The sequence below is a fragment of the Undibacterium cyanobacteriorum genome (assembly GCF_031326225.1).
Taxonomy (GTDB): Bacteria; Pseudomonadota; Gammaproteobacteria; order Burkholderiales; family Burkholderiaceae_D; genus Undibacterium; species Undibacterium cyanobacteriorum.
Genome location: NZ_CP133720.1, coordinates 3,804,677 through 3,828,408, shown reverse-complemented (window position 1 = coordinate 3,828,408; position 23,732 = coordinate 3,804,677). Strand labels below are relative to the sequence as shown.

The window sequence follows — 23,732 nt, the reverse complement described above, 5'->3', positions numbered from 1 at the left end:
TTTCTTAAATTTCAAAAAATGATTACTTCGAAACAGGTTTAGGACTTGCTTCCTAGTACGTCGTTCTCATGTCTTTGAACTTCGATAAAAATTCTAGAAGATTCTGATCAAGAGGAATTTTGGGAGCTGGATTTTGAAGTATGGTAGTTCTGCGGATCGGCCCGTTAGATGACAGAAAATCTTGAATGAAAATTATAGCGCTGCAGTGGCTGTTTGTTTCGTCAAAGCAGATTTGATTTGTCCAGTCATTCACCCCATTGGCAACTCTAGTTAAGTCAATAACCAATATTCCAATTTCATTTGATGGAAGCTGGGGGATCTTCTGTACGAGTTTATCTTTTGCACCCAAATTCGGTATGTGAAGGTATGCGATACCAAATGCGTTAGAGCCGAATGCTCCTCCAAATTGTCGCACTGACCGTGGAGGAGGAGCATATTCGAGTGCGCGAATGGTGTCGTTGACGCCGTGCGGTACCGAGAAGAAGAGCGCTAAATTTTCAAACTCTCCCTCGGCTGGGCATGTTTTTAACCAACTGACTATCTTTGCGTACTGTTCGTCATTGACATTTTCTTTGAGTGCGATAACGCATCGTCGTTCTGGATTAATTTTGGAAACAAGTTCAGCTAGCTCTTCACCGCGAGTATCTATTAGTTTTTCTGCAGTCGCTTGCATCTTTCTGGTAATTTCGACGTAGATCCACGGCAGACCTCTAGCTAGTCTAAATTGACAATCAGCTTTGCTTTGTCCGTTTCCATTCATGGGTTCTAATTGAATTTCAGCACCGCATCTACTCAAATCGGCGATCACCGATAGCTCTAGATCGACGTTATCAAAATCTAGTTTTTTATTTAATTTTTTTAACAGGTCTTGAAACCCAGGTAAGTTATCGAGTTCTTGTATATCCTCCCAAACAGAAATCATCTTTTGGATGTCGTGAACACCCCCGTATAATTTGTCACTACCCATCGCGGCAATAATTACATGGTCATCGAACCGCTGAATCACAATTTCATCTTCTATCCATTTCTTTCCGAAGATGCCTGCTAAACCATTGAGCGCGGCAAGGGCACGATCGTATTGATCATCAGGAAGATAGCCGTCGCCGATAATTCGAAGATCTTCAAAAGTGAACATATTTAATTCATCCCCAGGATGTGGATTTGTTGAGAGAGAAATTTTAAGAAAATGTGAAGATGTAGTCTTTTTGTAAGCAAGAGTGCAGACGGTGTGTCACTAATTTGCGGTTTGTTTTACGATTTCAATTGCTAGCTTCCGCTGTTGGTTCAGTTTATTCGAGATGCGCGATTTTAATTGTTCACATAGTTTCATTAGCTCTTCCACTTTGTTGACTATTCGGACCTGTTCTGCTGTCCCCAGTAGAGGCACAGGCATGATTTTCAAATCCTTTACGCCCTTTACGTTTGGGATTGCGGAGCCAGTGGAATTGTCTGTAATTTGTCTTTGAAAGAACTCAGATCTAAAAAGTAATTTGAAGAAATTGTTATCATAATATTGATGATTTATTCTTACTCGTAGAATCGCTTGATTAATTATCCCCTCCTTAAAGTCGGGCGGAACTTGAGTGATTCTTCCTAATGTCGCACCAGAGCAACTAACTAAGTAATCACCGGCTTTAACTGCAAAACCTTTCATCTCTTCAAATTTTTGGGCGGTTATGTAATACCGTTCAAATGAGCAGTCATCGTTAATTGGGCAGTACTGCTCATACACCTTATATCCTGACTCGACGAACATGCCTTTTGTGAGAGAACTTCCGAATGGGCCTCTTTTAAATGCAGCGTCATCGTATGCCAATATTTCATTCCACTGCACCCATGTCCAACGATCCGGCAATTCGAATGGTTTGTCTTTATCAGTCATCGGTGGCAGGGGATTTCCTTTTTTTATCTTCTCTTCTGCGATAAATTTAGCCCTCTCTGCCTTTATCCGCTTAAGCAACTCACTAGCCGGCTCATCATTCGGATCTTGTCGTACGAGTTTGCCCATGACGGCGAGTTGGAGGATGGTTTGTTTTAGGGCTTCTATGCTGGATTCTGTGGTGAAGAGTGTGTCGAAGTGATCGGCGATGCGTTGCCAGTTGGCGTTGAAGTCGTCGGGGTCTTGTGATTGCGTGAGTGTGCCGAGCAAATGGCTGACCAGTTGCTCGTGTGCTTCTGCTGCGTTGTTGTGTTGTTGTTCTAGTTGATCACACAGTGCCATGAGTTCGTCTACTTTGGCTACTATGCGATTTTGTTCTTCAAGTGGTGGAAGATTGACCAGTAATTCTTCCATTTTTTCTTTGGTCATGTGAACCATCATTACACCATGTCCAGACGCTTTTATTTTCTGCGTTTGTTGAAGGAGATAAGTGTAGAGATATTTTTTTGAGATAAGGTCGGGGAAATAGAAATCTAATTTCCAAATGTGGTAATGGAATATTGCTCTTTCTCCACTCCAAATGAATGGCCCAAATGATGCAGACCATGCATATAACAAATCACCCGAATCGCAGTATTTATCACTTTCGAGAGTCAAATCAGAGTAGTACCAGTGATCAGAAGTGAACAGATTGCCCACCCTAAGGACAGGCGTTCCTGTTGCGAGTAATTCTTCTTTTTTGTATGCACGTCCGTTTATGATTCGTACAAGTTGAGATAATTTTATATGACGCCAACTTGGTGGAATATTTACTTTGTCTACGCCAGAAGATTTCTTTCTGTTTTTTCGAGATGATGCGTTGTCTTGTACCTCAATATGGCGCATAAGATTTTCTAACGATACATCATTCGGATCTTGTGGCACCAACTTCCCACGCACCGCCAATTCCAAAATCAGCTCGCGCAATTTTTTAATGCCATACACGCTGTTCGCGCTTCCAGCAGCGCGGCCACGGCCTGACTTCTTTTCAGTATCCGCTGCGGTCCAAATATCGAGATGATCTGTGATCAGTTTATGTACTGCGCTCATTTATTCCTCACCTTTCAATGCTTTGGTCAGGATGTCTTTGAGTTGATTGCGCAGATCGCTGATCTCGTTTTGCATTTGCGCGTATTGCGCTAATAATTCTTCTGGATCGTGTTGTTCTTGCTCGCTAACGTGTGGATTCTTGCAGTCGAGGTTGTAGTTACGTTCTTTGATCTCGGCTATGCTAACTTTCCACGCTTGTGGCGTTTCGGTGCGTTGTGCATAGCCGTCCGCCTCGCTTCCCCACCATGCTTTTTCGGTGGCGAATTCTGCTATGCGCATGGGTTTGGATTTGTTGTAACTCTTGACGCCTTCAGGGTAGGGGTGTTCGTAGAACCACGTCTCTTTGGTTGGTGTGCCTTTGGTGAAGAAAAGCAGGTTGGTTTTGATGCCAGTGTAAGGCGCGAAGACGCCGTTGGGCAAACGCACAATGGTGTGCAAGTTACATTCTTCTAAAAGCTTTTCTTTGATGCGGGTTTTGATGCCTTCACCAAATAAGAAACCGTCTGGCAAAACGAGCGCGGCGCGGCCATTGGCTTTAAGAAGCTGCATGATCAGCACAACGAACAAGTCAGCGGTTTCGCGGGTGCGGAAGGCGCTGGGGAAGTTGGTTTCAATGCCGTCTTCTTCCATGCCGCCAAAAGGCGGATTGGTGACGATGACATCGACACGTTCTTTTGGTCCCCAACTAATCAAAGGGCGAGACAAGGTGTTGTCGTGACGAATATTGCTGGGCACATCGATGCCGTGCAAGATCATGTTGGTGGTGCACAGTAAATGCGGTAGCGGTTTTTTCTCAATACCGAAAATGCTATTTTGCAGTTGCGCTTCATCGTCGACAGTTTTGACGTCTTGCTTACGAATATGTTCGATGGAACACGATAGAAAGCCGCCGGTACCGCAGGCTGGGTCCATGACTTTTTCACCCAAGCGCGGGTTGGTCATCTGCACCATAAATTCGGTGACGGCGCGTGGTGTGTAGAATTCGCCCGCATTGCCTGCAGCTTGCAAATCTCTCAGCAGTTGCTCGTACATGTCGCCAAACAAATGGCGCTCTTGTGCTTTGTTGAAGTCGATACCTTCTTGAATTTTGTTGATGACTTGACGTATCAACTGACCGGACTTCATGTAGTTGTAGGCATCTTCAAAAACAGAACGAATCACGTATGCACGTTGATCGCCACCTTTGGCTTCCAGCGCTTGGAGGGCAGGGAAGAGATCATTGTCTAGAAACTGCTTGAGTTCGTCGCCTGTCATGCCTTCGGCATTGGCAGCCCAATTGCGCCAGCGGTATTTTTCAGGTAGCGGTGATTGGTAGTTGTCTTGTATGAGTTCCCACTCGGTTTCGCGGTCGTCAAAAATTTTGAGAAACAACATCCATACGAGCTGACTTAAACGCTGGGCGTCGCCGTCGACACCTACGTCTTTGCGCATGATGTCTTGAATGGATTTGATGGTGCTGGAGATGCTCATGGTGTTCTTTTCTTAAAATTGATGAATACGGCGGTGTTCGGATAGGTATATTTTATGTTGTGCTTCGCACCTTCTTAGTTTCATATTTTCGCTAATGCCGAGTTTAAGCAACGATTCTCGGTCCAAGATATCTGATTTAATAAGGATATTTCCTTTATCATCAAAACTGATCAAGTCCTGATCAAATGCAAGATCGAGGTTGGGACTAAGAAGTAAACCGTTGAATTTGTCCAAGCGTTCCGAATTGTCGGCAACTCGCCAAGGTTTAATGTGCGATGCACGAAGTAATTTATGGACTGTACAATCGGTCACCGCGCACGATTCCCAATACTTAATCAGGTTTTCTCTAAAAACGCCTTGACCAAGCCTAGCGTCAACAATAGATTTTCTTGTTGTTTCAGGAACCCCATCAAGAGAACTTGACGCCAATGTTATATCCTCATACGACGACGATGGAATATACTGCTTAGCCGAGAGAATTTTAATTATTTCCTTCAGATGGTCGATTGATTCGACATTTATTGCGATTCCATTCTGTTTTCGATCAGAATAAGGTTCTTCAAACCCCCTCATATTATGATTTACATACAAAGGATTTATTGACGAAGCGATCTCTTGTAGTTGAGCGAAGGCTGGCGTTTCTTTAATTGACCAATGTACTACCAACGGCTGTTTGAACATTGGAATTCTCGGATTAGCCTTGAATTCCTTGGATCTTTTTACAAATACTAGAATACCTTCAGCGTTTTTATATCCTCCGGCATGCGCGTTATTGATTTCTAATGTGAATCCTTCAGCTCTTAGCGCTGACTCTACTTCAAGTGAATTTAACATTGGTCTAATTTTTCTTCGTGGAATTTACGTTTTCGATCCAAGTGATTTTTCTATTTCCTCAGAAAGAGTAAATTAGTTTTTACGCATACAAATTCTGTTCAAGTTCTGCAATTGCCTCCATATAGGCTTGCTTGCCACCAAAGGCAGAGACAAGTTCTGTGGCGCTGCCCATATTCTTGAATGGGTCAAGTGTAAGAATTTTGATGTCTTCGATATTCTCAATGCCTGTGTCGGCATACTTCTCCAAGAGTATTTCTAGTACCTTGCGTGCTTGCTCGCGGTACTTGGTGAAGTAGTTGCGTTTCTTGACCTGGTTGGCGCGTTCTTTTCTCGTGAGCGGAGGCTGATCAAAAGCGACGTGGCAGATGAGATCAAAGGCGTCGAGCTCTTTGCCAACTTCTTCGGCTAACGGTTCAAACAAAACACCGTGTTGTTCTAATTCTTTGATGATGGCAGCTTTGCGTTCGGCACTTGTCCAACGTTTTAAGAACTGGTCGAGAGAAGCGTAGTCTTTGCGTATCGTCTTGCGGGTGTAATCTTTGAGCGATTCGGTGATGAGTTTTCCATCCGGGCCGTAGTATTGCACCCGCTCGGAGATGACGTGGACCGTGACGTCGCCCACGACGTATTTGATGCGGCTTACTGGTTCATCGATGCCTCCACCGCCGCCGTTGTTCTCTCCCTCGCCGCTGGTCGGTACACCTGGATCACTGATAATGTCGTCTGGTGGTACAGGCGTGTCGTCGCCTTTGGGTTCGTAAATCACCACGGGTTCACCATCGAAGTCTTTGTCAGCAAATAGTTCAGTGGCTTTTTTGAAGTCCATGATGGTGAACCAGTATTTATCGTAGTCTTCGTTGATGCGTGTGCCGCGACCGATAATTTGTTTGAATTCGGTCATGGATTTGATGTGCTGGTCGAGCACCACCAGTTTGCAGGTTTGCGCGTCGACACCTGTTGTCATCAGTTTTGAAGTGGTTGCGATAACAGGGTAGCGTTCTTCGGGATTAATGAAGTTATCGAGTTCCGCCTTACCTTCTTGTTCGTCACCCGTAATGCGCATGACGTACTTGCGGTTTTCTTTGACACGTTCCGGGTTGAGATTGACGAGCGCTTGACGCATGCGTTCTGCATGGTCGATATCGTCACAAAAAACAATTGTTTTGGCGTAGGGATCACTTGCCTGTAAGAACTCGGTGATTTTCTTGGCGACCAGCTTAGTGCGTTGCTCCAGCACTAAGGTGCGATCCATATCCTTTTGGTTAAAGATGCGGTCCTCAATCACTTGTCCGCGTTTATCGACTTGCCCTTTGCTAGGGCGCCAGCCTTGAAGATCACGATCGATATCTATCCGCACTACTTTGTATGGGGCGAGGAAGCCATCATCAATACCTTGTTTTAAGGTGTAGCTATAGACCGGATCACCAAAGTAAGTGATGCTAGAAACATCTTTGGTTTCTTTAGGCGTGGCGGTCAAACCAACGTGGGTGGCGTTCTCAAAATAAGTTAACACATCACGCCAAGCGGAATCCTCTGCGGCGCTTCCACGGTGACATTCGTCGATGACGATGAGGTCAAAAAAGTCAGGCGAAAACTGTTTGTAGATGTTTTTGTCTTCTTCGTTGCCCGTGACCGCCTGATAGAGGCTGAGATAAATTTCAAAACTCTTGTCGATTTGTCGCTTGCTGATTTTGGTCATGGCAGCGCCAAACGGTTTGAAGTCATTGTTCTTGGTTTGGTCAACGAGGATATTGCGATCCGCTAGAAACAAAATACGTTTCTTGGTACCAGACTTCCAGAGACGCCAGATGATTTGGAAGGCGGTATAGGTTTTTCCCGTGCCGGTTGCCATCACCAAGAGCACGCGTTGCTGCCCTTTAGCGATTGCTTCCACGGTGCGGTTAATCGCGCTGGCTTGGTAGTAGCGTGGTGCTCGGCCTGTGCCATCGTCGTAGTAGGGCATTTCGACGGTTTGTACGGCTGTAGGGCTGTCAATACCTTTCCACACGCAATAGCGTTGCCATAGTTCAGCAGGAGATGGAAATTGGGTAAGGCCTAATTCGGTTTCCGTCGTAGTCGCGTTGCCAGTGCGGTCATGAAATAAGAAGGCGTCGCCATTCGAGCTGAAGACGAAGGGCACGCCCAGAGTCTCGGCGTAATTTAAGGCTTGTTGCATGCCATCGCCAACACCGTGCTTGTTGTCCTTGGCTTCGATGACGGCGATCGGGATGTTTTGCTTGTGGTACAGGATGTAATCGGCACGTTTTTGTTCGCCACGTGTATGCAATTTGCCGCGAACAATGATGCGGCCTTTGGTGAAGCTCACTTCTTCTCGAATTTGTGCGTGTAGATCCCAGCCTGCTCCTAGAATGGCTGGTGTGATGTATTTACTGCAGATATCGCGTTCAGACAGGCTTTTCTTATCCATCGACAGATCCACTTGCTACAGAAATGAGAAGTGGTGATTGTACTTCAGACTGGGCTTTGTTTGATGAATGTTTGTAGCGTTTTTTTGAGCAAATTCTCCTATGAAAACACCGTGTTTATTTACATGTAAACATAGTGTTTATTTTTGATTGTGAGGGATTGTACTTTTTGTGAGTGATGGAGCCCGTAAGTTTGATCTCTGTTGTCGTAAAATGATCGCAATCGCCCAAGTTCGCCCCATTTGTGTATAGTGCAGCAACCCCATTTTTAGGTATGACTTATGAACGAAATCATTTGCCCCCATTGCAGTAAAGCTTTCAAGATCGATGAAACTGGTTATGCCGATATCGTGCGGCAGGTGCATGATGCGGAGTTTGAGCAGGCTTTGCATGAGCGTTTGAGCTTGGCTGCGCAGGAGAAGCAGACGGCGGTGCAGTTGGCGGAGGCGAAGAGTGCGAGTGAGGTGCAGCGCGTGGCGGCGAGTAAGGATGCTGAGATCGTGGCGCTGAAGTCTAAGCTCGATGCGGTGGGTGTTGAAAAGCAGTTGGCGGTGGCTGAGGCTTTGAGTCAAGTGCAAAAAGAGCGCGATGCCTTGGCAAATGAATTGGCGCAAGCCAAGCGTGATCGCGAAGCGGCGGCCGCTTTGTTGGAAGCGAAATTGCAAACCGAGATGCAGAAAGTCGCGGCAGAGAAAGAAGCGCAGATTCAGAGTTTGAAAGCGCAGTTGGATGCCAAGGCCATCAGCGAGCAATTGGCGATTAAAGAGGCGATCACGACAGTTGAGAAACAGCGCGATGAGCTGAAGAATGGTTTAGAACGTTCGCAGCTAGAACGTAGTTTGGCTGAAAGTGCTCTCAAAGAAAAATACGAAACGCAGTTGAAAGATCGCGATGAAGCGATTGAGCGTTTGAAGGATATGAAGGCCAAGTTGTCGACCAAGATGGTGGGCGAAACTTTGGAGCAGCATTGTGAGATCGAGTTCAATAAAATCCGCTCCTTGGCCTTTCCGCGTGCCCACTTCGAGAAAGACAATGATGCGCGCAGCGGTAGTAAGGGCGATTTCATCTTCCGTGATTTTGATGAATCAGGTACCGAGATTGTCTCGATCATGTTCGAGATGAAAAACGAAAACGAAGAAACCGCAACCAAGAAAAAGAATGAAGATTTCTTGAAAGAGCTCGACAAAGATCGCCATGAAAAGCAGTGCGAATACGCGATCTTGGTATCGATGCTAGAGCCAGAAAACGAACTCTACAATTCGGGCATCGTCGATGTCTTCCATCGCTATCCCAAAATGTACGTGGTACGCCCGCAGTTCTTCATCCCCATGATCACGCTGTTGCGCAATGCGGCGATGAATTCTATGCAGTATAAGAACGAGCTAGCGCTGGTGAAGTCGCAGAATATTGATATCACGAATTTTGAGAGCGAACTCGATAACTTTAAGGCGGCGTTCGGCAGAAATTATGAGTTGGCTTCGGCGAAATTTCAAAAAGCCATCGAGGAAATCGACAAGTCCATCGATCATCTGCAAAAGACCAAAGACGCTTTATTAGGCACTGATCGTAATTTGCGTTTGGCGAATGATAAGGCGCAGGATGTGACGATTAAACGATTGACCAAGGGGAATCCGACCATGGCGAAGAAGTTCGCGGATTTGCGTGATGGTGGTGGGGATTTGTTGGGGTAGGGTTGGGTTTGTAGGATGTTGGCTTTGATTAAATGTGCTTGGTGGTTGTGGGGGGTAACGCCACTGGGCTCCTGCCTACGCAGGAGCGACAGCCCGTAGCTTGGGCTGAGCGGAGCGAAGCCCAACGTTGTGGGTGGAATGCGGCTACAGGACGTTGGGCTTGTCAGCCCAACCTACAATGTGTCTTTCCCGCGAAAGCGGGAATCCAGCGTCTTTCGTTTAACGATGAAAGAATTCAAGCCACCAAAGTCCGATAAACAACGAACAAGTCCCCTCCCTTTCAAGGGGAGGGCAAGGGTGGAGATGGGGTTAAAAATTGATGAAAACATGAACCAACCCATCCCCATCCCAGCCTTCCCCTTGAAGGGGAAGGAGGCGAATCACTCGAACTGATATGTCAGGCAAATTATTCCGAGCAACAGCCGTAGGTTGGGCTGAGCAAAGCGAAGCCCAACGTCGTGAGGCGCGTAACTTGAATCGTTGGGCTTGTCAGCCCAAACTACGATTTTTCGTGGGAATCACGAACCTCGGTATCCTCGATCTTTATCGATTAGTTATTGAGCCTGCTGAGCCTCGTCCTCTTCATCATCCACAATTGGTGTAGCGAGTACTTTGTCGATGCGTTTGGCGTCCATGTCGACCACTTCAAAGCGCCATCCTTCCCAGTTGGCATGTTCGCCTGTGACGGGGACTTTGCCAAGTAACAGCATCATCATGCCGCTCAAGGTATGGTAGCGTCCACGGTCTTCTTCGGGGACTTGTTTCAGTTCGAGACGGTCTTTCATTTCGGGGATGGGGATGGCGCCGTCGAGTAACCATGAGCCATCGTGTCTTTGCACAGCCCATGCATCTTCAGCGTTACGAGGTGAAAATTCACCTGTTACGGCTTCCAAAATATCTTGTAGGGTGATGATGCCCTCGACTTCACCATATTCGTCGATGACGAAAGCCATTTGCATTTGATTGGCGCGGAATTGTTCTAAGAGTTCCATGCCCGTGAGAGTTTCTGGCACGTAGATGCAAGGATGTAAGTTGGCCCGAAAATCTGGCGCCTGGCCTAGTGCGACGCTGGTTAGGGCCTGCTTGGCGTGAATTACGCCGAGTAGGTTATGTAAGCCACCATCGCATACCGGAAAACGAGAGTGTTCCGATTCGATTAAACGTCGCAGGTTTTCTTCTAAGGGAAGTTTGATATCGATGCAGACTAGGTCGGAACGAGGAATCATCAGCGATCCTAGTTGACGATCATCGAGTCTAAACACATTGCGCACCATGGCATGCTGATGCTGTTCGATAACTCCCGCTTCCGATCCTTCTTCCAGCATGGCGTGGATTTCTTCTTCGGTGACGCTATTCGGTTTGTCTTGGCTGACACCCATCACACGCAATAAAGTATGGGTTGATACCGTGAGTAGCACTACAAAGGGACGGGTGACGGTGGCCAATAGCTGCATGGGCAAAGCGACTAAGCGGGCGATAGCTTCAGGGCTGATTTGTCCTAAGCGTTTCGGCACCAACTCGCCAATCACGATGGAGACATAGGTCACGATGATGACCACCACCGCAGTAGCACCAATGTTCGCGGTACGCTCCTCAATTTGGAAGGTCTGTAACCATTGGGAAAAAGGTGCGGCGAAGATGGCTTCACCGACGATACCGTTCAGAATACTGATTGAGGTAATGCCGATCTGTATGGTGGACAGAAATTTCGTAGGATCTTCGCCGAGCTTTAAGGCCATCGCAGCGGCTTTGTCGCCATCGGATGCCAGTTTCATGAGTCGCGCTTTGCGTGCGGTGACTAAGGCAATTTCAGACATCGCAAAGATGCCATTGAGGACAATCAAACCGATCAGAATAAAAACTTCCATGTTGCCTACTCAAGTGAAAGTGAAATTGGGGTGGCGGTCGAGACAAGGCTTAGCCACGCGAATTTAGCTGGCATGGCTGGCATTATAGACGCCTTGTTGAGGGCGTGTTGAAGGCGTGTTGAGAAGGGATAATTTGAGTGGGCTGGATACGCGTGAGCTTTCTCAGGAATATGGGGACTAGGGAAGGGTTCACTTTTGCGTCTTTCCGCGAAGGTGGGAATCCATTTTTCAGGTGCATGGTTAAGGCAGGTTTGCATTGGCTCAGATACCCTCACCCTAACCCTCTCCCGCGCGCGGGAGAGGGGACGTTTCTGTCGTTACGACAGCACCGATTTCGTCTCGGTAATCCCCTCCCTTTCAAGTGGAGGGCTAGGGAGGGGTTGAAAGCTGATGAAAACATGAATCAGCCCATCCCCATCCCAGCCTTCCCCTCGAAGGGGAAGGAGTCGAATCATGCGAACTGAAATGTCAGGCAAATTTTTCCGAGCAACAGCTCGTAGGTTGGGCTGAGCAAAGCGAAGCCCAACGTTGTGAGGGGCGAAACGTAAATTGTTGGGCTTGTCAGCCCTGTCATTCCCGCGTCGCTCGGAATTCAGCGTCTTTCGGTCTGCGATGAAAGAATTCAAGTCGCTGAAGTTCGATGAACAACGAACAAGTCCCCTCCCTTTCAAGGGGAGGGCCAGGGTGGGGATGGGTTTGAATGGTACATTCAACGGAGCATTCAAAGCCGAAACCACGACCCTCGTTCTTGGTTTGCGCAGCGATCGCCACAGCCATCTCCAATCATTTTGTTCTGTGATGCATGGTTCACGCATACAATATGCATTGTTAATTTTTAATAAAGCGTATTGTTTAACTATGGCGACACTATGAACCTACATTTTCGGCTAACTTCAGCATCTTTGATTTACAAAAATTCACGTGGAATGCTTGGTCTATTGAGTATCTGCGCCGCACTACTTCACCCACTCGCGCAAGCCCAAGGGAATACCGGCACCGATAGCGAATCCAGGGTGGAGATTAGCTCGTTCAAAGGCCCGGAGCTACGTTCCTATGCGCAAATGTTGAAAGGGCTACTGGCGTATCAGGAAAAACATGCGTTGGCGCCAAACTCCGAGTTGTATTTTATTTTGATACCGAAAAATAGGAATGTGAAGACGGAGGGCGTCACGATGCGCTTGGCGAGTGATGAGAAGTCGATTCCGATTCCTATCGACGCCTCTGGTAAGTTTCAATTACCGCTACTCGAACTCAAGCATGATGATGAATACGATTTGATTATGAATCGCCCTAAGGGTCAGTTCTACATTAAGCCCTATGTGAAAAGCGCGAACTTAGCGGAAGATACGAAGCGCATGGGGGATATGCGTTTGGAATGTCAGGTGCGTTGGGCAATTGAAAAGCAAGATGTCTCGGTGGTCTTCAGCACCTATGTGAAGCTGATGTCGTCGGGTAATCCTTGCGAGGCAAGGGCGGTTGCCGTGTATTTTTTTGCCCCTATTGGCGTTGAGTCGGTCAGTTTTGAGAAGTCATCTAAGAAGCAAGTGGCGCAGGTGAATGGCGATGGTAAGTACACCTTGCCTTTGGAAGATACAGCTATTCACGACGATGTTTTACTGACATATGTGCGTCGTGCAATTGAACAAGCCAAGTCCGATTCGCAAACCTCAGAGCCTCGCTGAGTTCCGCTGAATTCCCCTGAATTCCGTTGAGTGTTCGTTCTGCGCCTTCACCACTTCCGCTGTGGCAAATGAATAATGCCGCGCTTGAGTGCGGTGACCACTGCTTCCGTGCGGTCGACTGCATCGAGTTTGTCGAGAATGGCGTTGACGTGGGTTTTGACAGTACTGAGCGATAGGCCAAGTTGGTCGGCGATTTCCTGGTTGCGTAAGCCTTCGGCTAATTTGGTGAGCACTTCTTGTTCGCGTGGACTGAGATCGCTGCCGTCGGTAGCGTTGAGGAGGGCGGCGGTTTCTTCGGTAATCCAGCTGCCACCCCCGTGAATGGCGCGCACGGCGTCAAGAATTTCTGCTCCCGGTGAACCTTTAAATAAGAAGCCATTGGCGCCTGCTGATAAAGCATTGCGCGCATCGGCGTCGCCGTCGAAGGAGGTGATGGCGATGAGGCCGGCTTTCGGATTTTGTGCTCGGATCGCACGAATTGCTTCGATGCCACTTTGACCTGGTAAGCGTAAGTCGATGATGGCGACGTGGGGTTGTAGTTCTTGGAATTTGGTGACTGCACTCAAGCCATCGGCGGCTTCTCCGATCACTTTGAATTCAGGGTGTTGGCTGAACAGCGCTTGCAAGCCTTCGCGCACGACAGGATGATCGTCGACAAGGAAAACTGTGATCACTTTTACACTGCTACTACTGACTTCTACACTCATTACTCTTCCTCTAAGAATGGAATGCTGGCGGTGACTTTGGTGCCCTTGCCGGGGCTGGTAGCGAGATGGAATTTTCCCGCCAAAGAAGTCACGCGTTGGCGCATACCAAATAAACCGATGCCTGGGTTAAAACTCGGCGAATGCACATCAAAACCACAACCATCATCGCGGATGGTTAACACCACATGATCATTCTGGAACGCGATCATGACGCGGATGGTCTTGGCGCCACTATGGCGTAGGGCATTCGTGACGCCTTGCTGTGCCACGTTCAATACAGCAGATTCTACCTTGGGTCGCAAAGGAATGGGATGTCCACTTTGCTCTATCTTGATGCGAATTGGGGTGCCTGTCGTTAAACGGCTCAAATCGCGCCGTAAGGTGGTGAGAATATCAACGGGTGCTGTAGTGGTTTGCTTGGAACGCAATTGCTTCAGCATGTAGCGCGTTTGAGCAATACCGTCGCGTGCCAACTCAATGGCTCGGTCAAGGTAGGCCAAGCTGCTCTGGCTCACGTCTTTGCTTTCTTTACCATCGGACGAGAGTGGGAAGGTATCGTCGGCCTGAGCGGGCATATCATTTGCTGCAGTGCTTGATGGTGATGATGGTGGCGATGAAGATGGTGATGAAGATGGTGATGAAGATGGTGATGGCACAGGCACCCCGCCGATGCTGCCCATCGGTGGCGTTTGCGCACTGATCACCAAGGGCTTAGGCTCGTTCTGCGATAACACAGCACGGGCGGTGTCGAGTTGCAGCAGAATGCCGGTCATCGTTTGCGAAAGATTGTCGTGTAAGTCGAGCGAGATCTGTTGGCGTTCTACTTGAATTAACTTGGCTTGCGCCGTCTTCAGGTCGTGCAAAGCGTCGGCTAGTTCTTCATTCGATTTGGCCAGTTTGTTGTGCGCAATTGAGTTCGATAAAGCGATCGCCGCATAGCTGGCCAAGATGCGTAAGAGATCGAGCTGCTCTTTGCTGTAAGCATTGACTTGCTTGCTTTGTACACTTAAGCAACCGATCACTTTGTCACCGGCAAACAGCGGTAGGAACACCATGGTTTGGGTCGGCACGCCAGCACTGTCGTTGACTGTTTTCGCCATATCACCCAAGTAATTGGCTAGCTCGTGCCGCGCGCTTGTGATCACGTCTTCTTGAATCTGTACACACCATACGGCGGGATGATGGAGTTCACTCAGCTGAACTTTGAGATCACGCTGGCGTCGATTGCTCTCGTATTTGTGGACCAAATTCAAACAGGCATTATCGTCGTCAATAATGGCGATGTAGAACACGTCTGTTTGCAGTTTGGCGGTGATGTGCCGATGGACGCGATCGAAAGCTTGCTCGGTATCGAGTGTAGCAGTGAGCTCGCGACCGATGTGACTAATGTTTAAAATATCGGCGGTGCTGGCGTCGATCAAAGTTTGCAAACGTTTGGCTTGTTCTTGTAAGCGTTGTTCGCGCCAACGCAAAAGTTGCACCGCGAAGCCTGCGAGAATGAAGAGTAGCAGTCCCACAAACCACCACGTTTGCCACCACGCTGGTAAGACCCGAATCGGGATGTGTAGGCTTTGCTCTTGCCATTCGCCATGACGACTGCTGGCTCGTACTTCAAGATGGTATAAGCTCGGCCACAAGCTCGTATAAGAGGCGCTGCGATGGTCGGCATCGGTTTCTATCCATTCTTTATCGTAACCGTCAAGGCGATATTGATAGCGTGTTTTTTTCGGATCACTAAAGTCGAGTGCTGTAAATTCAATCGAGAAGTCGCGCTGTTTTGGTGTCAAGATTAAGCTGGGGCGATCTTGGTTGGCTTGGCCCGGATATTCACTCATACTTAGATGCGCTAACACGCCTGGTGCTACAATCTGACCGTTTATTTTTAACTCCGCGACAGCGATAGGAATGGTGGTATTCGAAGTCGTCAATGTCACGGACTGTGGGTTATCGAACGCAAAGCGTTGTGGCTGAATAATAGCGATACCTTTGGTGCCGCCAAACAGTAGAACTCCATCGCGCGTCTTTGCGAAGGAACCATTCCAACTTGTGTGGGCATCGACGCCGTCAGCACTACCTAAGAATTGGACACGCATGCGTTCCAAATCAATCACCGCGTCTTCAGTCCAAATGCGGCCATGTTGGTCTTCCAGTAAATTGCTGCCGAGGTTTTTGTCTGGCAGGTTTAAGAGCCCGCTGATGTAATCAAATTGCGCCAGACGTCCATCCCAGTTTTGAAGTCGGTGCAAACCTTTGTCTGTGTTGACCCATAGTTGCCCCAGTCGGTCGAGCAACAAGCCTTGGATATAGTCAGACACCAATCCGAATGGCTGAGTCGCGTCACTTTGTACGCGACGCATGCCTCGGTGACCAAGCTCCAGTACCCATAGCCCTTGATCGCTACCGAGCCATACGCGCTTTTGTCGATCTTCTGCAATAGCAAATACTGTTACGGTCAGAGCCTTGCCGTATTCGTCGGTGATTAACTCGACGTTGCTACCGCTTTGCCAACGTGCTACACCATGATCGGTACCAATCCACACGCTGCCGTCGCTCGCCGCTAGCAATCGTCGTACTTGTGGATCGGGTAGACCACCGATCCGCTCCCACACTTTGGAGCCGGGGCGCATGCGCACCAATCCCGCTTCTTGGGTTCCGACCCATAGGCCACCATCGGCGGTTTGTGCAAGCGCTGGAATGACGCGATCGGGTAAGAGGCTACTTTCTTCGGCGAGGTTGTTGCGGCTGTCTTGTTTCTCTTTGCCATTGCGATCATTGCGGCCAGCGCGATAGCCACCAATCAAGCCACGCTGGCGATCAATGATATCGATACCGTTGCCACTTGTTCCGACCAACAGACGTCCATCTTGCAATTCGAGAATGCTGGAGACGTCGGGATAGCTTAATCCGGTATTGCGATGGGCACTGTGTTTGAGCGTGCGAATGGCGGTGTTATTGGTATTCACTCTTTGGAGACCCACGCCCCAAGTGCCTATCCATAACCAACCAGTGCGATCGCGTAGAAGAGGCTTTAAGTCGTCATACAGCAAACCACCGGGGGCGCTATTGTCGATACGTATGGTTTGTAGGACGCGTCCATCATTAGCAGAAATGATATTTAAACCACCGCCGTAAGTCGCTAACCAGATCTCGCCAGAGCGACCTTCGGCGATGCCCGCAATCCACATCGAACTCAGTTCATGGCTGGCGACCCAATGCACTACAGGCGTGGGGTTTGTATTTCCAGTGCGCGCATCATTGGGCAGTAACCATGCAGCACCGAAGCTTCCGCTGCCGACCCAAATTTTTCCATCAGCGCTTTGATGTAAAGCAGTGATGTCTTTATCTGCAATCACCGTCTCGAAACGTTTGCCGTCTTTGCTCAATGTTTGCAAGCCGCGTCCATTGCCGACCCACAGCCGTCCATTTTTATCAATCAGTAAGCTGCTGACGCTATTGGCACGCAGACCCATCGCCATCGTATTCGCGTTGCCAAGCGTAATTTCTTGGCTGTCTTTAGCGCGATAGTACAAACCTTGCTCCGTACCTATCCACATGCCGCCAAGACTATCTTCCGCCATAGCGCGCACCATGCCACTGCTGAGATCTTTGGGGTGTTCGAATTCTTCCGTTTGCGGATTGAAAATCGTCACGCCATCGCTACGTGTACCCACCCAAATACGACCATCGCTGGCAGCGTGCAGAGAGTACACATAGTTGGCTAACAACGAGCTGCCGCGTTTTGAATCGTGCGTGAATTTGCGGTAGCGATAGCCATCAAAACGAACCAAACCATCTTGTGTGCCGATCCATAAAAAGCCACGCTTGTCTTGGGCGAGGGCGGTGATGATTTGGTCATCGATGGTGTCGGCATCGCGCATCAATTCAAAGCGCGGTTCGATGAAAGGAAAGTCATGCGCTTGAACGGATGCGACGCTGTTTGCACTCACCAATAAAGCACTCAGCAACCAAGCACTAACCAGCAAAGAACTCATCGAAGGTAGCACGCGTAAGCCTTGCAGAAACAGGCGCAGCACTACATTGTGCGAAACCACAAAGCGAGGTCGAGTCACGCGTTGAGTCAAACGCGCAAGAACGACTTTTATTGTGGACGATGGCAACTGATACATGTTGAGAGTGTTTATTCTGGTTGTGCTTATTGTTTTAACACTGATGGAAGCGGCCGCTTTGCTTTTTTTCTGATTCCGCGCGACCCCAGAGTGTAAACGCTGACTGGTTTTATCCCTATCAAAAAATTGTAGCGCGTCTGTGGAAGGCACACGGCAATTGTTGTTTTATGCACTAGTGGTATTGCTCGATTTCGGCTGGGTAAAAAGCATGCGTATAGGAGTGTACAGAAGTGGTATTGAGATAGCACAAATGTCTGATCATACTTTCGGTGGATTGAGGACGATCGGGGCTTTCTTTATATTCTCGAACATCAGCGTGTGGAAGCTTGCATAGGTTTAAAAGCTGACCAGGCTGGTGAAATGAGTTGCTGATATATTAACCGCGAGTTTGATTGACCACCAAACCCAAGGATCAGCGTGGGAAACTCAATGAGATCGTAGTAGCAGACTGTGTGAAGCAGATTGTGTAAGTGAATATCGATACACCAAGATAAAAAACCGCAAAGGTCCGATCGTCCGTAAGGCCAGAGAGACCTGTCGTTGACGTAGGTGAGTAAGCGCGATTTCCCAATTAGTCGCCGCCGCATCACCCGTCATAGGACCCCCTGTTAGAACCGAGCTGTGCTCGGTTTTTTTTTGCGCGAGTGATTGTGTAAGAGTGCAGATTTTGTATCATCGTGTGGCGAGTCTAGCTCGGTTTGCGATCTCACCCCGCAAGAATTTTTAGTGCGGTTCAAACACTTCAGGCGTTTTCCCATACAAAGCCTCGCAAATACTGACGATGTGCAAATCTAACTGAGTGCCTGCGTTTTGCCGTATCTCGCTTAATGCCGCCTCGATGCCCAAAGCTGGACGATAAGGTCGGAATGACGCCATGGATTCGATAATGTCGGCAATCGCCAAGATGCGAGACTCTTAGAGTATCTCATCGCCATGAAGGCCTTGAGGATAGCCGGAGCCATCTAACTTCTCGTGATGCTCGCGCACAATCCGCGCGATCGGCCAGGGGAAGGGAATGTCTTTCAGAATTCGGAATCCCGTTTCTGGATGTTCGCGCACCAGCGCCATTTCGGCGGGACTTAAGCGCGATGGCTTCGTCAGGATTTCACTGGGAACCGCGATCTTGCCAATGTCGTGCACGAGCGCAGCAAGGCGCAATCCTTGAATCCGAAATGCATCCCATCCAAGTTCTTGAGCGATGGAACAGGCGAGTTTAGCCACGCGCTCTTCATGGCCTGCTGTGTAGGGATCGCGACTTTCTAAAGTCAGAGAAAGGGCGCGTATGGTTTGATAGAGCGCCTCGTCCAATTGCTTCTGTGAGGCGGCATGCTCGATTCTTTCTTTTTCGAGTCGCGCTAACAGATTCAGTTTTCGATGCCATTCGAGACTTCGACTGCGAGTGAGGTGAAGACAGGTAGGACGTGCTCGGAAAAGGCATTGGCTTCACTCGAATAAATCATCAACGCCGCACGACCATCCGGATGCTTGAGAGGCAACGACAAACTAGAGCGCAGGCCGAAGCGTGAAGCTTTTTCCAGCCAGGGCTGAAAGTGGTCGTCGATCATCGAATCGGATAGGATTTGAATGCGCATGCTCGCGCATGCATTTCCCGGTGGGACCTTGGCCAAAAGGAGAATTTTCATCCCAATTGATATGGGCATCTTCGAGATAGAGTTCGGCTGCGCCGGCACTGCCAAGTACGGATACTGATTTAGTCTCGCCTTGATTGGCAAATCCTATCCACGCCAGCATGAATGGCGTGTTGGTAGTAATTGCCTCACAAATCCCGCGCAAAAGTTGCGGTAGCGTTTCTGCTTTCGAGATCGCCATGACGGCACCAGCAAAAGCGGAGAGAGCCCAGTTTTGAATTTCTATGGGCTTGGGTTGATCAGACGTAGTGGTCTGTGAATTTCGAATGTCCTTATCAGCGTTCAACACATATGTCCCTTTAGTCGTACCACTGGTGAAGTAGAAAACGAATGAATTGCCTTATCTATTCTATCGATATTCAGGGCAGTAGAGAATAGTGAATGCGCTGGAAAAAACGTAGCAAATTTATCTTGAGCCGATACATCGATATGACGGCGGCGCGACACACATAGACTTGATCTCACATGCTTTGCAAGAGGCGATATACGATTCCGATGTCGATGCGAATGAGGGCATGTCGGGTTCTTCATAGGCTATCGAATGTCTTGTAAATAAGCATGGCTAATAGCGACACACATCAGGTGTTTTCATTTCAACATTAAAAAAATAAATAATAATAATCCTAGGTGTTTTCGAAGTAGTACTGTATATTCCGCTCAACGCTTGTATCAGGTCGTAATATTGTTGGTCCCAATTCCGCATGGCTGTGTCCCTCTAGTCGTTCTGTTTTTTTTCCTTCGGTTTCATCTCTTGCTAGTAAGTGTCCTCGGCAATTTTGCCCGCAGGCAGGCTTTTTTCATCTCATTGTCCAAGGTGCGTTATCGTGTTGGTGGTATGAGACCTGTAGAAAGTTCGCCAAATTTAAATTGAAAGAAAAGAATGAGTAATCAAACAGGAATCGTTAAATGGTTCAACGACGCTAAGGGTTTTGGCTTTATCACACCGGATGCTGGAGGAGCGGATCTATTCGCTCACTTTCAAGACATTCAATCAACTGGTTTCAAAAGCTTGGCTGAGAATCAGCGCGTGTCTTTCGATCGCGTATCTAGCCCAAAAGGCGACAAGGCGAGCAATATTCAAATCTTGAACTAATTGCTTTTGAAAAGTTTGTGCGATGACTTTCTTCCGAGAGTATCACGCAAAATTTCAGCCACAAAGATGCTGTAAAGACGGCAGCGCGGTATTGGCACCATGCAGATAGCATGGGTTGACACCGCAAAATAATCTTTATGACGTCGCAAGAGTGTATCTGTTCGAAAACTTGTATGAGTGATCGAACACATGACCCACTTCTAATCGGCCAAGGACACCACGCAGATAGCATGGGTTTAAGGAAAATGATTTAGGTGTTGGGACGTACGTCTTAAATCGTATGTTTCAGTAGGACGGCGCATGCCTAGTCCTAGGTTGTGTAAGCAGTGAGGTGGACAAGATTTTCGCTTTCAAATAACTGCTTGATGCCGCAAATAATTTGTAAGAAGGTCTTGGTATGTGATCTGATCAAACACATACTAAGCGTAATGATTCTAAAAGGGCAGTACGCAGATAGCGTGCGCTTGGTAAAGGTGGTGACACCATGCAGATAGCATGGGTTGCTACAGATGATTCACCACTTATGAAGAGCCCACATTTTGTGGGCTTTTTGCTTTTATGCGAGTTGAATTGGGCGAAACTAAGAATGCGGGGGACTTATCTTTCTTGAAAAGAAAAACCGAAAGCCCAAAACAAAACGGCCCACATCGCTGTGAGCCGCATTATTCTTGGTGGCCCGGGGCGGAATCGAACCACCGACACAAGGATTTTCAATCCTCTGCTCTACCGACTGAGCTACCAGGCCAAGACGCAAAAGTATAGCGGATGATCTTGAAAAAGGCAAACCTTTTTTGTTGTGTCGCGAAAATTCCTTTGAATTTTGTGATCCCTCAAGGCTTAAGGCGCTTTTTCTGGGGTCGTTCTTGGCCTTGGCGGGGCTCACGTATAATAGAAGGCTTGGTGCGCAAGATAGTCGATTGCGGTTGCACATTGGCCTTCGCTGGTCGGGAGCTGCTTAGTCGTCATTCGATCTTGCTCATTCGCGAATGGGTGTCGTCGCTTGGCTTTATTGGGCGCCTTGAGCATTTAGCATCTTTTTAGACAAGACTTTAGACAAGACTATTAATGAGTGTGGCTATGAATGATTCTGTCATTCGTTCGCAAGTTTGTATTGTTGGCGACGGTGCGGTAGGGAAGGCGGCGGCTTTGGGCTTGTCGCAAATGGGAATTTCGGTCGTCTTGCTCGGCAGCGCGCCGCCGCGTCCGTCTTCGCCAATGAGCGAGTGGGATGTGCGTGTCTTTGCCTTAAACCATGTCGCTCATCAGTTGCTGGACGGCCTCAAGGTCTGGGGTGCGCTCGATGCTGCACGGATCGCTCCGGTCAGTGCAATGCGTGTTTTTGATGCGGCTGAACTCGCCAATGGCGATTTGGGCTTTGATGCCTATGGTGCTCATACGAATGAGTTGGCTTGGATTATTGAAGATCAGAATCTGGCCAATGCGCTCGATACCGCATTGCGTTTTGCGAGTCACATTACATCGGTGGTGGGGCAGGCGATTGCTTTGCGGTGCGATAGTGATAAAGCCACTGTACAACTGAGCGACGGTCGTGTCTTGCAAGCGGAACTGGTGATTGGTGCTGACGGTGCTCAATCGTGGGTGCGCGGTCAAGCTGATATCGGTTTGGATTATCGCTCTTATCATCAGCAAGGCGTAGTGTGTAATTTTGAATGCGAGAAACCGCATCATGGTGTGGCCCATCAATGGTTTGTGCAGGAACAGGGCATTATTGCGTTGCTGCCGCTGCCGGGGAATCGCGTGTCTTTGGTGTGGTCTGCACCGGATGATTTAGCGCAGCAGATCATGCAAGAGAATATGCAGTCCTTGATCGATCGTCTGGCGCCCTACAGTACTGAAGTCTTAGGGCGTTTGACTCCTGTTTTACCAGAAGCTATCAAGGCTTTCCCTTTGCGTTTGATTCGCCCACATAGTTTGGTGGCGCAACGCGTGGCCTTGATTGGCGATGCTGCCCATGCGGTGCATCCGATGGCGGGCCATGGAATGAACTTAGGTTTTGGCGATGTGCGTGATTTGCTGCGTTGTATCAAAGAACGCGAAACGCATCGCGATTGTGGCGATGAACGCGTGTTGAGTCGCTACCGCCGGGAGCGGGCTGAAGAGGTCGCTTTGATGCAACTGACGACCGATGGTTTATATCATCTCTTTGGTAGTCCAATTCCTGCCGTTCGTCTGTTGCGTAGTGCAGGTTTGAACTTACTTAATCGCTTGCCTGTCCTAAAACGCAAGTTGATTTCACACGCGATGGGTAGCTGAGAAACGCACCATCTTGAAGAATCGTCACAGAGATTACACTATGAAGAAAACTGTTTTACGTTCGATTTTTGCTCTGAGCACCGCAGCGCTTTGGTGCGTCGGTGCGCCAAGCTTCGCGCAAACTGCGGAAGTGGCAGCTCCACAAGCGACACCTAAAGCTACTGTAGATACAGCTGTAAAGAAGGTTGCGGCAGAGCCAGCCAAATCACCGAGCGCAAACAAAGCGGCCAAGGCAGCGCGATTGGCGAAGTTGGAAGCGCGGCGCAAAGAACATATCCGCGAGACTTTGGTACGCAGCTTAGGCCCCGGCACGAAGATTGAGTCGGTCACCAAAACGCCTTACGGCGGTTTGTATGAAGTGCGGATTGGTCCAGAATTAATTTATACCGATGCGAAGGCGAGTTTCTTATTTGTGGGTAGCGTGCTCGACAATAAAGCGGCAACCAATTTCACCAAGCAAAGGATCGATCAAATCACTAAGGTGAACTTTAATGAATTGCCGTTGGACTTGGCGGTGAAGTACGTTAAAGGGGATGGTAAGCGTGTGATTGCAATCTTCGAAGATCCGAATTGCGGTTACTGCAAAAAATTCCGTAGGACTTTGCAAAGCGTAGACAACGTCACGATCTACACCTTTATGTACAATATTTTGGCAGATGATTCGGTGCAGAAGTCGCGCGACATTTGGTGTTCGGCGAATCGCAGTAAAGCATGGGATGAGTGGATGCTAGAAGGCAAGCTCCCACCAGCAGCGGCAGCTGGTTGCCAGACTCCGCATGATAAAGTTCTTGCGCTGGGCCAGAAATTCCGTGTCACAGGAACTCCCACTGTGATCTTTACCGATGGTAGTCGCTTGCCAGGCATGGTCGATGTTAAAGCTTTGGAAGATAAATGGGCGAGTATGAAGAGCCCAGCACCAGCGCCGGCAGTAGCTGCTCGTTGA

17 protein-coding genes and 1 tRNA gene are annotated in these 23,732 nt (G+C 48.5%); 5 read left to right on the top strand and 13 right to left on the bottom strand.

Translation table 11 applies throughout. The features are described 5' to 3' along the window. Positions 1 to 52: 52 nt before the first annotated feature. The 5 genes from RF679_RS15925 to hsdR form a co-directional block, all read right to left on the bottom strand. On the bottom strand, positions 53 to 1,135 hold the full coding sequence (locus RF679_RS15925) for a hypothetical protein (RefSeq protein ID WP_309481613.1): 1,083 nt from the start codon (positions 1,133 to 1,135) through the stop codon (positions 53 to 55). Positions 1,136 to 1,234: 99 nt separating this feature from the next. Further along, complete coding sequence (locus RF679_RS15920; protein WP_309481612.1) at positions 1,235 to 2,968, bottom strand: restriction endonuclease subunit S; 1,734 nt, start codon at positions 2,966 to 2,968, stop codon at positions 1,235 to 1,237. After that, positions 2,969 to 4,438: a type I restriction-modification system subunit M gene (locus RF679_RS15915; RefSeq protein WP_309481611.1), complete on the bottom strand. Its 1,470-nt coding sequence runs from the start codon at positions 4,436 to 4,438 to the stop codon at positions 2,969 to 2,971. A gap of 12 nt (positions 4,439 to 4,450) precedes the next feature. After that, positions 4,451 to 5,272 (bottom strand): HNH endonuclease, encoded by an 822-nt coding sequence (locus tag RF679_RS15910; RefSeq protein WP_309481610.1) that lies wholly within the window; start codon positions 5,270 to 5,272, stop codon positions 4,451 to 4,453. A gap of 79 nt (positions 5,273 to 5,351) precedes the next feature. After that, complete coding sequence (gene hsdR / locus RF679_RS15905) at positions 5,352 to 7,700, bottom strand: EcoAI/FtnUII family type I restriction enzme subunit R (protein ID WP_309481609.1); 2,349 nt, start codon at positions 7,698 to 7,700, stop codon at positions 5,352 to 5,354. 279 nt (positions 7,701 to 7,979) lie between these two features. Here hsdR and RF679_RS15900 point away from each other — a divergent pair, with 279 nt between their 5' ends. Continuing rightward, a complete protein-coding gene (locus RF679_RS15900) occupies positions 7,980 to 9,389 on the top strand; it encodes a DUF2130 domain-containing protein (protein WP_309481608.1) in 1,410 nt (469 codons plus the stop codon). Between the two features lie 554 nt (positions 9,390 to 9,943). On the opposite strand, the gene RF679_RS15895 is transcribed toward RF679_RS15900, so the two are convergent. Continuing rightward, positions 9,944 to 11,257: a hemolysin family protein gene (locus tag RF679_RS15895; RefSeq protein ID WP_309481607.1), complete on the bottom strand. Its 1,314-nt coding sequence runs from the start codon at positions 11,255 to 11,257 to the stop codon at positions 9,944 to 9,946. An 869-nt stretch (positions 11,258 to 12,126) separates the two neighbouring features. Here RF679_RS15895 and RF679_RS15890 point away from each other — a divergent pair. Then, positions 12,127 to 12,939 carry a hypothetical protein gene (locus RF679_RS15890; RefSeq protein ID WP_309481606.1) on the top strand — a complete coding sequence of 271 codons (813 nt, stop codon included), beginning with the start codon at positions 12,127 to 12,129 and terminating at the stop codon, positions 12,937 to 12,939. A gap of 47 nt (positions 12,940 to 12,986) precedes the next feature. Here the strand turns inward: RF679_RS15890 and RF679_RS15885 are convergent, their stop codons facing one another. The 6 genes from RF679_RS15885 to RF679_RS15865 form a co-directional block, all read right to left on the bottom strand. Beyond that, positions 12,987 to 13,646 (bottom strand): response regulator transcription factor, encoded by a 660-nt coding sequence (locus RF679_RS15885; RefSeq protein ID WP_309481605.1) that lies wholly within the window; start codon positions 13,644 to 13,646, stop codon positions 12,987 to 12,989. Beyond that, on the bottom strand, positions 13,646 to 17,716 hold the full coding sequence (locus tag RF679_RS15880) for a two-component regulator propeller domain-containing protein (RefSeq protein ID WP_309481604.1): 4,071 nt from the start codon (positions 17,714 to 17,716) through the stop codon (positions 13,646 to 13,648). The genes RF679_RS15885 and RF679_RS15880 overlap by 1 nt, the downstream gene beginning before the upstream one ends. 780 nt (positions 17,717 to 18,496) lie before the next feature. Continuing rightward, positions 18,497 to 18,649 carry a hypothetical protein gene (locus RF679_RS15875; protein WP_309481603.1) on the bottom strand — a complete coding sequence of 51 codons (153 nt, stop codon included), beginning with the start codon at positions 18,647 to 18,649 and terminating at the stop codon, positions 18,497 to 18,499. A 39-nt stretch (positions 18,650 to 18,688) separates the two neighbouring features. Then, positions 18,689 to 19,081, bottom strand: a complete 393-nt coding sequence (locus RF679_RS15870) for an HD-GYP domain-containing protein (RefSeq protein ID WP_309481602.1) — start codon at positions 19,079 to 19,081, stop codon at positions 18,689 to 18,691. Between the two features lie 56 nt (positions 19,082 to 19,137). After that, positions 19,138 to 19,338, bottom strand: coding sequence for a GAF domain-containing protein (locus RF679_RS18945; RefSeq protein ID WP_373921788.1), 201 nt, complete (start codon positions 19,336 to 19,338; stop codon positions 19,138 to 19,140). After that, positions 19,277 to 19,711: a hypothetical protein gene (locus RF679_RS15865; RefSeq protein WP_309481601.1), complete on the bottom strand. Its 435-nt coding sequence runs from the start codon at positions 19,709 to 19,711 to the stop codon at positions 19,277 to 19,279. Before RF679_RS15865 ends, RF679_RS18945 begins: the two co-directional genes overlap by 62 nt. 591 nt (positions 19,712 to 20,302) lie before the next feature. On the opposite strand from RF679_RS15865, the gene RF679_RS15860 reads away from it, so the two are divergent. Then, entirely contained in the window at positions 20,303 to 20,515 is a 213-nt protein-coding gene (locus tag RF679_RS15860; RefSeq protein ID WP_309481600.1) for a cold-shock protein, read from the top strand. A 669-nt stretch (positions 20,516 to 21,184) separates the two neighbouring features. Here RF679_RS15860 and RF679_RS15855 read toward each other — a convergent pair. Beyond that, a tRNA-Phe gene (locus RF679_RS15855) sits at positions 21,185 to 21,260 on the bottom strand. A 332-nt stretch (positions 21,261 to 21,592) separates the two neighbouring features. Here RF679_RS15855 and RF679_RS15850 point away from each other — a divergent pair. Together RF679_RS15850 and RF679_RS15845 are read left to right on the top strand one after the other, a co-directional pair. Next, positions 21,593 to 22,789 (top strand): FAD-dependent monooxygenase, encoded by a 1,197-nt coding sequence (locus tag RF679_RS15850; RefSeq protein WP_309481599.1) that lies wholly within the window; start codon positions 21,593 to 21,595, stop codon positions 22,787 to 22,789. Between the two features lie 40 nt (positions 22,790 to 22,829). Then, complete coding sequence (locus tag RF679_RS15845) at positions 22,830 to 23,732, top strand: DsbC family protein (protein WP_309481598.1); 903 nt, start codon at positions 22,830 to 22,832, stop codon at positions 23,730 to 23,732.

Coding starts and splice junctions, on each gene's coding strand:
- RF679_RS18945 (WP_373921788.1), bottom strand. CDS start 19,338: ATGATCGACGACCACTTTCAGCCCTGGCTGGAAAAAGCTTCACGCTTC.
- RF679_RS15910 (WP_309481610.1), bottom strand. CDS start 5,272: ATGTTAAATTCACTTGAAGTAGAGTCAGCGCTAAGAGCTGAAGGATTC.
- RF679_RS15845 (WP_309481598.1), top strand. CDS start 22,830: ATGAAGAAAACTGTTTTACGTTCGATTTTTGCTCTGAGCACCGCAGCG.
- RF679_RS15885 (WP_309481605.1), bottom strand. CDS start 13,646: ATGAGTGTAGAAGTCAGTAGTAGCAGTGTAAAAGTGATCACAGTTTTC.
- RF679_RS15900 (WP_309481608.1), top strand. CDS start 7,980: ATGAACGAAATCATTTGCCCCCATTGCAGTAAAGCTTTCAAGATCGAT.
- RF679_RS15925 (WP_309481613.1), bottom strand. CDS start 1,135: ATGTTCACTTTTGAAGATCTTCGAATTATCGGCGACGGCTATCTTCCT.
- RF679_RS15920 (WP_309481612.1), bottom strand. CDS start 2,968: ATGAGCGCAGTACATAAACTGATCACAGATCATCTCGATATTTGGACC.
- RF679_RS15875 (WP_309481603.1), bottom strand. CDS start 18,649: ATGGCGTCATTCCGACCTTATCGTCCAGCTTTGGGCATCGAGGCGGCA.
- RF679_RS15850 (WP_309481599.1), top strand. CDS start 21,593: ATGAATGATTCTGTCATTCGTTCGCAAGTTTGTATTGTTGGCGACGGT.
- RF679_RS15860 (WP_309481600.1), top strand. CDS start 20,303: ATGAGTAATCAAACAGGAATCGTTAAATGGTTCAACGACGCTAAGGGT.
- hsdR (WP_309481609.1), bottom strand. CDS start 7,700: ATGGATAAGAAAAGCCTGTCTGAACGCGATATCTGCAGTAAATACATC.
- RF679_RS15895 (WP_309481607.1), bottom strand. CDS start 11,257: ATGGAAGTTTTTATTCTGATCGGTTTGATTGTCCTCAATGGCATCTTT.
- RF679_RS15915 (WP_309481611.1), bottom strand. CDS start 4,438: ATGAGCATCTCCAGCACCATCAAATCCATTCAAGACATCATGCGCAAA.
- RF679_RS15890 (WP_309481606.1), top strand. CDS start 12,127: ATGAACCTACATTTTCGGCTAACTTCAGCATCTTTGATTTACAAAAAT.